The sequence below is a fragment of the Arsukibacterium sp. MJ3 genome, from assembly GCF_000987765.1.
Classification (GTDB): Bacteria; Pseudomonadota; Gammaproteobacteria; order Enterobacterales; family Alteromonadaceae; genus Alishewanella.
This window is the reverse complement of record NZ_LAHP01000002.1, coordinates 188413-200006: the sequence shown is the minus strand read 5'-3', so window position 1 is coordinate 200006 and position 11594 is coordinate 188413. Positions and strand designations below refer to the sequence as shown.

At 46.1% G+C, this 11594-nt stretch carries 11 protein-coding genes and 1 pseudogene; 9 read left to right on the top strand and 3 right to left on the bottom strand.

Annotation, left to right across the window (positions count from 1 at the left end):
* Positions 1–97 precede the first annotated feature (97 nt).
* The 9 genes from VT06_RS02330 to VT06_RS02290 all read left to right on the top strand — a co-directional run bounded on the left by VT06_RS02330 (position 98) and on the right by VT06_RS02290 (position 7373).
* Positions 98–454 carry a diacylglycerol kinase gene (locus VT06_RS02330; RefSeq protein ID WP_046552645.1) on the top strand — a complete coding sequence of 119 codons (357 nt, stop codon included), beginning with the start codon at positions 98–100 and terminating at the stop codon, positions 452–454.
* A complete protein-coding gene (locus tag VT06_RS02325) occupies positions 448–1155 on the top strand; it encodes a phosphatase PAP2 family protein (protein WP_052750148.1) in 708 nt (235 codons plus the stop codon). Before VT06_RS02330 ends, VT06_RS02325 begins: the two co-directional genes overlap by 7 nt.
* 148 nt (positions 1156–1303) lie before the next feature.
* The gene (locus VT06_RS02320) at positions 1304–2950 is read left to right on the top strand and encodes a phosphoethanolamine transferase (RefSeq protein ID WP_052750147.1); all 1647 of its coding nucleotides are present in this window, start codon (positions 1304–1306) and stop codon (positions 2948–2950) included.
* Between the two features lie 28 nt (positions 2951–2978).
* The gene (locus tag VT06_RS02315; RefSeq protein WP_046552644.1) at positions 2979–3647 is read left to right on the top strand and encodes a winged helix-turn-helix domain-containing protein; all 669 of its coding nucleotides are present in this window, start codon (positions 2979–2981) and stop codon (positions 3645–3647) included.
* Positions 3637–5052 (top strand): cell wall metabolism sensor histidine kinase WalK, encoded by a 1416-nt coding sequence (locus VT06_RS02310; RefSeq protein WP_046552643.1) that lies wholly within the window; start codon positions 3637–3639, stop codon positions 5050–5052. The genes VT06_RS02315 and VT06_RS02310 overlap by 11 nt, the downstream gene beginning before the upstream one ends.
* A gap of 80 nt (positions 5053–5132) precedes the next feature.
* Entirely contained in the window at positions 5133–5834 is a 702-nt protein-coding gene (locus VT06_RS02305; protein ID WP_046552642.1) for an ABC transporter substrate-binding protein, read from the top strand.
* Between the two features lie 168 nt (positions 5835–6002).
* Positions 6003–6374: a VOC family protein gene (locus tag VT06_RS02300; RefSeq protein ID WP_046552641.1), complete on the top strand. Its 372-nt coding sequence runs from the start codon at positions 6003–6005 to the stop codon at positions 6372–6374.
* 13 nt (positions 6375–6387) lie between these two features.
* Positions 6388–7113, top strand: a complete 726-nt coding sequence (locus tag VT06_RS02295; protein WP_046552640.1) for a cupin domain-containing protein — start codon at positions 6388–6390, stop codon at positions 7111–7113.
* Positions 7113–7373, top strand: a complete 261-nt coding sequence (locus VT06_RS02290) for a TIGR03643 family protein (RefSeq protein WP_046552639.1) — start codon at positions 7113–7115, stop codon at positions 7371–7373. Before VT06_RS02295 ends, VT06_RS02290 begins: the two co-directional genes overlap by 1 nt.
* Positions 7374–7475: 102 nt before the next feature.
* On the opposite strand, the gene VT06_RS02285 is transcribed toward VT06_RS02290, so the two are convergent.
* The 3 genes and pseudogenes from VT06_RS02285 to VT06_RS18810 all read right to left on the bottom strand — a co-directional run.
* The gene (locus VT06_RS02285; RefSeq protein WP_046552638.1) at positions 7476–9587 is read right to left on the bottom strand and encodes a TonB-dependent receptor domain-containing protein; all 2112 of its coding nucleotides are present in this window, start codon (positions 9585–9587) and stop codon (positions 7476–7478) included.
* Between the two features lie 137 nt (positions 9588–9724).
* Entirely contained in the window at positions 9725–10651 is a 927-nt protein-coding gene (gene glsB / locus VT06_RS02280; RefSeq protein WP_046552637.1) for a glutaminase B, read from the bottom strand.
* A gap of 233 nt (positions 10652–10884) precedes the next feature.
* A pseudogene (locus VT06_RS18810) lies at positions 10885–11103 on the bottom strand (ISAs1 family transposase); the annotation flags it as partial.
* Between the last annotated feature and the right edge of the window lie 491 nt (positions 11104–11594).

Genomic DNA, 11594 nt, shown 5'->3' with positions numbered 1-11594 from the left:
AAAGCCAAAGCTTAAGCTTATCTTAAGATTGCCCGATTATGCTTAAGCTTAGGTTTAAGCTGAATAAGCTAATCACGTTAATTATGCGGAGATACTAATGAAATCGGCAGCAAAAGGCGTTAACAGACTGTTTTATGCCAGTAAATATTCTTGGCAAGGCTTAGTGGCAGGTTGTCGGTCTGAAGCCGCGCTGCGTCAGGAAATACTAGCGATATTGATACTGCTGCCGATCATTATCTTGCTTGAAGTGAGTGCCGCCGAACGGGCGCTATTACTGATAAGTTGCGTGCTGGTACTTATTGTTGAGCTGCTAAATACCGCTATTGAAACAATAGTAGACCGTATTGGCGATGATTATCATGAGCTTAGCGGTAAAGCCAAAGATTTGGGCTCTGCCGCGGTACTAATATCATTACTTACCGCTATTGCCACCTGGTTGATCATCTTATGCTGATAAAAGCCTTTTTTAGCAGCAAAAATGTGTTGTGGTTACTGTGTGCCTATAGTGCGGCAATGCTGGTGCTGGATATTGGCGGGGGCGATATTTGGCTCGCCAGTAAACTTTATGCCTTAGAGGGCTCAACGTGGTCGTTACAACAGCATTGGCTTACTGAAACTGTTTTACATAAGGGCGCGCGCCAGGTTAATTACTTATTTTGTAGTATTGTACTGCTTTGCACGGCTTACTTTAGTGCTAACTGGCGTAAAAACAAACATTTGGCAGATAGTTTTATCGCGTTAAGCTTGTCGTTAATCAGCGCCTTTGCCTTGGTAGCGTATTTAAAAGCCATCACCAATATTGCCTGCCCATGGGATTTAACCTTATTTGGTGGCACCGAACCTTACATTCATTTATTGCAAAGCCGGCCTTCGTATTTACCTTATAACCAATGTTTTCCGGCGGGTCATGCCAGTGTCGGTTATGCCTGGGTTGGCTTATTTTATTTTTTCCGCAAGGTCGCGCCGCGCTGGCGCTTTATTGGTTTAGCCACAGGCCTGTCGCTTGGTTTAATGCTTGGCCTGGCGCAGCAACTGCGTGGCGCCCACTTTATATCGCACGATATTACTACACTGGTACTGTGTATATTGTGCGCAAAATTCTGTTTTATGCTGGTTAACCCACCGAGTGCTAACCGCAAACCACAAACCCGCTAATAGCTGGGCTCTTTGACTAGGCTCTGGGCGTTTAACTACCCGCAATAGGTTATTAGCCCTAATACACAAAGTATTGTCGTTGTTAAGTATTCCTTAAGATTAATGCCGCACACTGGCGGGTATCTGCCATTAACTCGCCGGAAGTCTGATGCTTGCCAATAGCCTTTTTACCACAATGTGGCCACGTTTTTATCGCCTCACAGTTACACCTGAACGGATTAGTATCAGCGTTGCAGCACTGCTAACACTGGTATTTAATAATATTTTTTTTCATAGCATCTGGGCACTGGGCGGCTGGTCACTTAGCTTACCGTTACTGGCTTTGTTGTTTTTAGTTAACGTGGTTATCTGCGGCGTTTTTAGTATCAGTAAACTGCAAAAAATATGGCTTTGCAGCTTGTTATTAATTGCAAGCAGTAGCCAGTATTTTATGCAGCAGTACGGGATAATCATCGATAAAGGCATGTTAATTAACGCCTTAGAAACAGATAGCCATGAAGTGGCTGGCTTACTCAGCCTGAGTATGCTGCCTTATTTTGCACTGTATTTTGTGTTGCCGGCAGTGGCAATAGTCTGGGTAAAACCACAACAAACAACCACAAAAAGTGCCGTTATTCGCTACAGTATGCTGCTGCTTATTGCACTGTCACTCATTGCATTGCTGCTACAAAGCCAGTATCAAAACTATGCTGGGGTATTTCGACAACACCGCTATCTAAAACATCAGGCGGTACCACTAAACGCGATTGCCGCCACCTTGGGACTGGTAAAAAGCAAAGTGGCGTCGGGCCCGCCAGTTGAGTTCCAGCGCTATGCCCTTGATGCAAAAGTAACGCCCCGTGCAAATAACAGTGCGGCTAAACCTAAGCTCATCATTATGGTACTGGGTGAAACCGTGCGTGCTGATCACTTGGGCATTAACGGCTATTTGCGCAACACCACACCAAAACTGACACAACGCAAACTAATTAATTTTGGTGCAGTTGACTCCTGTGGCACCGCCACTGCGATATCGGTACCTTGCATGTTTAGTTACCTGAACAGAGCTAATTACGATGATACGCTGGCAAAAAACTCCGATAACTTGTTAGACGTTTTGCAGCGCGCCGGGGTTAACGTATTCTGGCGCAATAATAATTCAGGCTGCAAAACAATGTGTAACCGGATAAACAATGATCACAGTTTTAGTCATTTTAGCCCTACGCCTTGCCAGGAGGGCACCTGCGCTGATATCGCCTTATTGTATAACCTAAAACAGCAACTGACCGCATTGCCGGTGGATGACAACTCCATTTTTATGGTGTTACATCAACAAGGTAATCATGGCCCCGAATATTACAAACGTAGCGAAGCGCAGCACAAACTGTTTTTACCAGAATGTACCAGTAATTTACTTAGCCAGTGCCAGCCGCAGCATATTATCAATGCCTATGATAATGCTATTGTTGCTACGGATACCTTATTAGATGCCACCATTACCTTACTTGACGAATTATCTACAAGCTTTGATACTGCCATGTTGTATGTGTCAGACCATGGTGAGTCATTAGGCGAAAATGGTGTTTATTTGCATGGGTTACCCTACTGGCTGGCGCCGGCGGCGCAAACTCAAGTACCAATGTTAATGTGGCTATCCGACGGTTTTACCAAACAAAAAGGGCTAAATACGGCTTGCCTGCAACAACAAACCGCGTTGTCTCATGATTATTTATTTGATTCGATACTGACGATGTTTGAGATAACCAGCCAGAGTAAAAGAAGGGAGTTAGACTTTATTAACGGCTGTATTAGCTAATAAAAACCACAGCAAACGGGCAATATCAATGCGAATTTTACTGGTAGAAGACGATGAGTTACTGGCCAAGGGCATGATCACCCGGCTAAAACGGCTGGGTTATCAGCCAGAACTCTGTACCACCGGTAAACAAGCAGCTCTGGCCGCGCAAAACAGCAATTTTGCACTGATGATCCTCGATTTAGGCCTGCCCGATGGCTTTGCTTTAGATCTTATTCGCCAGTTCCGTCAATCTGGGGTAAGCATGCCGATTTTGGTGCTGACCGCACAGGACCAACTGCAAACCAAACTTATTGCCCTGAATAGTGGTGCCGATGATTACCTGGTAAAACCGATTGATGTTATGGAGCTGGAAGCGCGGATCAGAGTATTGTGCCGCCGCCAGCAACAGCGCACCGACGACAGCCTGCAACTGGCCGGTATTAACCTGAATTTGAATAACCACCATTGCCAGTTTCAACAGCAGGATGTCACACTGACCCGCCGCGAATTTATGTTATTAAAAGAATTTATGCTAAAACCAGATAGAATTTTATCGCGCCAGCAGCTGGAAGAACTCAGCTATGGCTGGGATGGCGATACTGAAAGCAACGCCATTGAGGTGCACATTCATAATCTGCGCAAAAAACTCGCGCCCGAGGTGATTAAAACCGTGCGCGGTGTCGGTTATATGTTGGTTAGCCATTATGGCCATTAACAGCATTAAGTTTTACCTGCTGCTGGGTATTAACCTGTTAATGCTGGGTGCGTTAAGTTTAAATGCTTATATTGCCTACAACGATGCCTTGCATGAATTAAATGAAATTTATGACGCTGAACTGGCACGCAGTGCCAAGTTAATCAGCCTGCTACTCAGTAGCAACCCTTTACCCCTGAATGAAGGGCAGCCAGTAGTGGTGGCGGTGCCGCATGTTACCGATATGGGTGAAACCATGACCGCCCAGCAAGAACGGTTGTTAGACGGCCATAAATATGAAGGTAAAATAGCCTTTCAGGCGCAGCAACATGGCCAACTGATTATGCTGTCAGAAAATGCACTGCAATTTCCAACGCCACAGCATGAAGCCGGCTATCATGAAATTACCGAGCATGGCACCTTATGGGTTACCTTCAGCTTCTTTGTACCCGAACAAGATTTATGGGTGTTTACTGCGCAGCGTGTAGATATTCGCGAAGAAATGGGCGAACACATCGCACAGGCGCAGGTGCGGCCCATTTTATTTATGATGCTGCCACTGAGCCTGTTAATTTATCTGGTAATTAAACAAGTACTGCGGCCACTGAATTTACTGCAACAGCACGTTGCCGATAAAACGCCAGAGCAGTTGCATGAAATACAACTGGCGCTTCCCGCTGAACTGCAACCGATACAAAGTGCCATTAATAGCTTACTGCAGCGAATACGCCACTATTTACAACAAGAAAAACGTTTTATAGCCGACGCCTCACATGAGTTGCGCACCCCGCTCAGTATTTTGCAGTTACATGCGCAAAACCTGAGCACAGCGAAAGACCCCAACGAAGTAACCGAAGCTATTTTTGCTATTACCGAAGGCAGCAAACGCATGTCGCACTTGGTGAACCAGCTGCTGTCGATTGCCCGGTTGGATCATCTCGAGACCATTAATTTTAACCCGGTGCCCTTAACACCTTTACTGCACCAAAGTCTGGCACAATTGCCCCCCCTATTATTGGATAAAGTACATTGGCAGCTGCAACTGGACGATAGCTGCCTGTTACATGGTGACAACGCCTTACTGCAAAGTGTGCTGCGTAATGTGCTGGATAACGCTGCCAAGTACTCTCCCACAGACGGTAATGTTCAGGTTACAACCCGTGTTGAACATAATCAGCAAATCTGCATCCTCATTAGCAATAATGGCAACGTTGCGGCCGATACCAGCCGACTGGGTGATCGCTTTTACCGTCATCAGCAGCATCAACAAGTAGAAGGGGCTGGCCTGGGTTTATCTATTGTTAAACATATTATTGCGTTGCACCAAGGCCAGCTAAGCTTTATGCGCAACGACCGTGGTGGCCTCGACGTAATAATGACGCTACCAGCAGCGCCACGTGGTAATGTCACGCCAGCAATACAATAAGCGCAAACCTAAACGTTTTAGCTGCTGGATAAAAGGCCAGTTTGCGTTAGTATTTTATATCATTATTTTAAAGGCTTATTATGCGCACTTTGCTTGCCCTGTTGTTTTTGCTGATGGCACCAGCTAATGCCAGCACGGAAATACGTGTTGGCGTGCATAATTTTCCGCCGTATTTTGTGGTGAAGGGTGACAATACCTGTGGCGGTGAAGCCGTTGAGCTAACCCGCAACATATTGCAAACAGATACAATTACAGTACGTGCCGTTTGTGCAACCCCGGCCAGGCTTTTTAAAATGCTTAGTCGCGGCGAAGTAGACTTAACTATAAATATAAAACAAACCAAAACCTTACCTAATAATGTTAGCTTTATTAACCCACCCTATGCGCAGTTGTCTTTGGTATTACTAACTTACAACAACCAAAGCACCGCGTTAACCTCTTTGCAGCAACCGACCATAGCCGCCATTCGTGGTTTCGATTATCTGGGGCAACGACAAATTTTATCTGAGCGCGGCTTTTTGTTAATCGACCTGCCTGACAGTATCGACGCTATTAAAATGTTTGTTAAAGGCCGCAGCAATGGGCTGCTTACTTATGAGGCGCCGTTTTCTTTTTATCTGGCACAACAACCACCGCAATTAACGCAGCGTTATCAGCGCCAACTACTTGAATACATAGATGCTTACTATGTTATATCGGACCAGTCATTACACAAGTTGTATATTAGTACTACGCTATCTGATTATGCCGCCACTAAACAATTACGCTACTTTACGCAGTAATAACCCGCGCCTAACACCTGTTTCGCCTATCGTTTATTAGAAAATAATAATAAAAGTATATTTTAAACTTGTTTATGCCAACAAACTGCTCCATATACGCAGTTGCTACGTAGCTTAGCGACATATAATTTTTGTCATTATTTTAATCTATTTTCCAAGGAGCTTTACATGATCAGTTACGTAACCTTAGGTGTTAATGATTTAACTGCCGCTAAGGCATTTTACGGCCAATTGCTAGGTGAACTTGGCAGCAAATCATTGATGGATATGGGCCGCATTGCTTTTTTTGGTAAAACAATGGCGCAGCCAATGTTAGCCGTATGCGTGCCGTTTAATCAACAGCCAGCAAACCCGGGTAACGGCAATATGGTGTCGTTTCAGCCAGGCTCTAAAGAAAAAGTGGATGCCATGTACCACAAGGCCATCGCCTTAGGTGCCAGCTGTGATGGCAAACCAGGCCAGCGTATAGAAAAAACGTTTTACGGTGCTTACGTCAAAGACGTTGATGGTAATAAATTGTGTTTTTGTCACTTCGGTTAAGGTTTTATACTCCATGCAGCTAAACAACGACTTTAGTAAGCGAGTAGCGATATTACCCCACGCTTACCAGTTTGTTGACTCACCTTTAAGTGGGGTGAGCCGCATGATGCTCGACCGCGCAGGTGGTGAAGTTGCCCGTGCTACCAGCATAGTGCGCTATGCACCAAGTAGCGGTTACAGCAGCCATCGGCACGATGGCGGAGAAGAAATACTGGTACTAGAGGGTGTGTTCAGTGATGAACATGGCGATTACCCTGCCGGTACCTATATACGTAATCCGCCTGGGACCTCACATCAACCTTTTTCACGTGACGGTTGCACCTTACTGGTTAAGTTGTGGCAGTTTGCCGCTACCGACACCGAGCAGCTAGTTATCAACACCCGCCAGGCGCAGTGGCGCCCGGGATTAGTGCCTGGTTTATCGGTGTTGCCACTGCACGAGCATAACGGTGTAAGTACAGCGTTAGTGCGCTGGGCGCCGAACACCCGCTTTAATCAGCATACACACGTTGGTGGTGAAGAAATACTGGTGCTTGAAGGCTTATTTTGTGATGAACATGGCCAATATCCGGCACAAAGCTGGCTTCGCAGCCCACGCTACAGTTATCACACCCCCTTCACTGGCACTGAGGGCGCACTTATTTATGTCAAAGTGGGACATATGGGTGCCGGCTTACTGGGCGATAAATTTATTGATACCCAACACGCTGCAATATCATTAACCACGGTGGTAACCTGATGACGCAAAACATAGAGTTTAACGCCGCAGATTTATCACGTATTATTGAAATGGCCTGGGAAGACCGTACGCCGTTCGAGGCCATTGAGCAGTTATATGGCGTAACTGAGCCAGCGCTAATTAAACTAATGCGCCGTGAGTTAAAACCCTCATCCTTTCGGTTATGGCGTGCCAGGGTTAGTGGTCGCAGTACCAAGCACCTGCAACTTCGCCATCCCAGCATTAGCCGCGCTTATTGCCCAAGCCAATATAAACGTTAATGTTATTTCGCGCCATCTACTGCGGTACAAAGCAAAAGGGCCGTTAAGGCCCTTTTTTATTACATTACCCTTAGCATACCAAACGGAGTGCCATACCCGCTGTCATAACTGAAAACGCACACCAATATAGCCGCTACGCTCGGCGGCAGGTTCAATGCCATCACTGCGCACCCGGCTGTAGTAGTTTTCATTTAATAGGTTATTAATACCCGCGTAAAGCGCCCACTGCGGACTCAGTTGATACTCAGCACTTAAATCCAATACCTGATAAGAAGGGATCTTGGCAGCAATTTCAGCTATACCACTACCGCGTGCTACGTTAGAATCTTGCCAGTATTGCGCGCCCACCAGTGTTGCACTTAATGTCATGCTTAAACTGTCATTATTAAACAACAATCCGGTACGGAGAACATGATCGGGCGAGAATGCCGTGTCATTGCCCACCAAGCTGCTCGTGACGCTTTGGGTAATTTCGGCATCCAGCAATGATCCGTTGGCAAACCAGGTTAACGAGTGCGCTGCAGCGGTGAGTACATCATACTCAATGGTGAACTCGATACCCTGATGCCGTGAATCACCGCTATTTACCCGCTCTACATCGGCAACCGTAAGCTGAATTTGCTCTATTTTGTCGTTAAAATCTATGCGAAACAAACTGATATCTAATAACATATTAGCAGTGAGCTGACTGCGATAACCCAGCTCATAATTAATGGCCCGAGACGCTTTAGGGCCATTACTGCCCGCTAATTCTGACGAAGGATTAACTAAATCATCAAAGCGCTGTGGCCGATAAGACTCTGAAATATTGGCATACAGTTCAGCATAATCGTTCAGTTGATAGCGGCTACCTAAACCCAGTAAAAGTTCATTGTCGGTACGGTCCAGGTCAATTGCATCCCGGTTCAAGTTCTGCTGTTTTAGCAGCTCAGTTAAATCATAGTTTATCCGTTCAACGCGCAGCGTAGGGGAAATGCTAAACTGGCCAAACCGAAACAGGTTTTCGATAAAAAATGCGTTGTAACGCATAACCCGGTCTTGCTCAAAGCGCAAATCCTCAGCAAGTTGCTCACTTGAGCGAATATCGTTACTCACATGGCGGGTGCGTGGGCTATCACCTTGATAAGCAGTGGTACCAGCGGTAAATATATGATTATCGCCCCATATTAAGCTGTATCGCAGGTCAACACCAACGTTGGCAAACTGTTGCTCGTCAATATCGGTTGTAGCCGGTTCATTAGCCGCATCGGTAAACATAGCAGAGCGGCGGCTTAGCCGGTCCATACTGCTATACCAGATTTTGCCATGCAAATTGGCCGTATCACTGAGTTGCTGCTCATAGCTTATATTGGCCATAGTTTGCTCAATTTCCACCCGGTTAAACGGCGATTTTACTCTGTCGCGGTTAGTGGCAAATTCGGCCGACGTTAGCCGGCCCGCTTCGCCTGAGTCAGAGTTATACCTGTCCAGGTTTACACCTAATTTAATGTCTTTAAAGCCCTCGTAAGATAACCCCAGGTAAATAGCACTAACGTCATAATCTTCGTTTTGTCTGGGGCCATCAGCTCGACGATGATCAAAAGAGGCCATAAAACCGGTATCGCCTTGCGCCCAGCGTGCTTCATTGTAGGTGCTATATAAGCCGTTACTGCCCGTGGCATGCTCAGTACGAAGCACGGTATCGCTGCGGGCATCGGGGCCGCGGGTAACAAAATTCACAACCGGACCAATTTGTGGCCCGTACAGCAAACCGGCGCCACCACGAACAAATTCGATACGCTCAATCCGTTGTGCACCAGGCATATAATACATGGTCGGGTAGCCAAACATATTGGCAGCCAGTGGAATATTATTTTGGAAAAACGCTATAAATTCAGACTCGTGCGGATCGCCCAAACCTCGGTAGTTCACATTATAAATGCTGGGAATTTGCTGCTCTGACACAAACAAACCCGGTACCCGGGAAAACATTTGGCGTAAGTTTGGTTCAACAAAGGCCGGCTGTTCAGATAAGTCTACAACAGATGTTTTTTTACCCTCAAACAGCTTGCCACCCTGCAGCAGCGGCATAACACCTGAATCCGTTTTTAGTACCGTGCCGCGCACCTCAACTTTTTCTAGCCCCTCCAGCGCGATCGCACTGTTTGCTGCCGCCTGATATGCCAGCACCGACAATGACAAAATGATTGCCACGGCAATTTTGCTTTTTTTCATTGATAAAACCTCTTTTATAATCAAAAATTGTAACGCGCATGCAAATGCGTATTATTACTATTCGCGATAATAAAGGGTTTTCCTTTAGTTGAAAAGTATTTTTATGGGCTTTTTGATACGAACTGCCGCTTATTGCATTAAAACAATGACAATCCAAGCTCATCGGCTAACTGGCTAATCAGCTTCATGGCTACTACCGAGTTGCCAAAGCGGTTAAGTGGCGGGCTCCAGGCCGTAATAACCCCAAATTGCGGTACTATGGCGACTATTGCGCCGCCCACACCACTCTTTGCCGGTAGGCCTACTTTAAAAGCAAACTCACCAGATTGATCATACATGCCGCTGGTTGATAAAATGGCATTAACCCGATGCGCATCGCGCCGACTACAAATTTGCTCATTACTGTGTGGCTGCACGCCGCGATTAGCCAAAAACAATAAGCCTCGCGCCAGCTGCTCACAATTAATAGCGGTAGCGCACTGGTGAAAATAATGCTCCAGCACCTGAGGTACTTCAGCCTCTATGTTGCCAAAACTTTTCATCAGATAGGCCAGCGCGGCATTGCGGTTACCATGCTCCAGCTCAGACAAATACACCTGCTGATCGGCATAAATAGCCTCAACTGCCGTTAAACGTCGTAAAAAGGTTAAAAACGCGGTTTTACTGGCAGAATAATGGCTTACCAGCACATCGGCAACCACAATAGCCCCGGCATTAATCACCGGATTACGCGGTATACCCTGCTCCCACTCCAACTGCACAATAGAATTAAATGGCTGCCCGGAAGGCTCCATATTTACCCACTGCCACAGCTCATCACCGATCCGGTTCATGGCCATCACTAGGCCAAAAATTTTTGAAATACTTTGCAGCGAAAAGTGTTGCCGGGCGGCCCCGGCGCTATACACCTTGCCATCCAGAGTGGCTACCGACACAGCTGCCTGCTCTGGCGCCACTTTAGCCAATGCCGGAATATAATCGGCTACCTTACCCTGGCTATATAACGGCTGGCATTGGCTTAACAATTGCTGCAGCAACGCAGTTAAATCAGGTGTGGTGGTCATTAATACTGCCTTAAGTGCAGGGTTAATTTAGCAAGCTAGTATGCCACACTGGCCTGTAGCATGAACACCGCACCTTAACCTGCGCCTTTATACGCGGTTATGCTTAAGCTCTGGTAAGAGCCATCATTGACTATCAAGGCAAGAGCGTGATCGTAATTTAAGCAATAATGACCTTCTGCTAGTAACGTGAATCCATTGATGCCAATCTCTGTTTACGTTTGATGCTGGCTTAGCGTTGCTTCTCGTTTGAGTTGATTAAGGGCAACTTGACGGAAACAAGCAAGATTTTGGGCGGTATCGCCGCGATATATCTGGCAATCATCTTCACGCATCGCAACATCAAGCAACCAGTGTAACTGATTCTCGATACCCCAGTGGCTTCCTACATTCTTGGCAAATTGCTCGACGTTGAGCTTGGCTGAGCGTATCGGTTTTGCGCGCCTTTGGAATATGCTGTTAACGAGCGAGAATTGGTCACCGTCCCGTTTTTCACTTCTACGGGGATAATGCCCTGTAAATTCGGTTTGATAATAAACTCAATCTCCGTGCTATTTGCATTTTTATAAATGAATATATCGGTTTCTTCTGGCAGTACCATGGTACCGATAAATTTGTCCTGTTATGCGTTGAGCATGGTTTAATATACGGTGTGGACTACACCCATCCACAAACAGCTCACTTAGGCTTGGGCCATCATTTAAAGTTAAATACGGAAAAACAAGAAGTTCTGAAAATGTGTTGAATAACTCATCAGCGCGTGAAGCCGCTGTTTGCTTTTATCAGGGCGAATAGGAGGTTTAGGTCCAAATCGAACATTTAATCGGCTCTTGAGCCCGCAGATCTCAGATCTAGATAACTGTTTTAATCATCACGTTAAAGTTTACGTTTATCGATGGCACATCATGTTTTTTTAGAAACCGGCGCAAAATTCTGATTGTCGCCG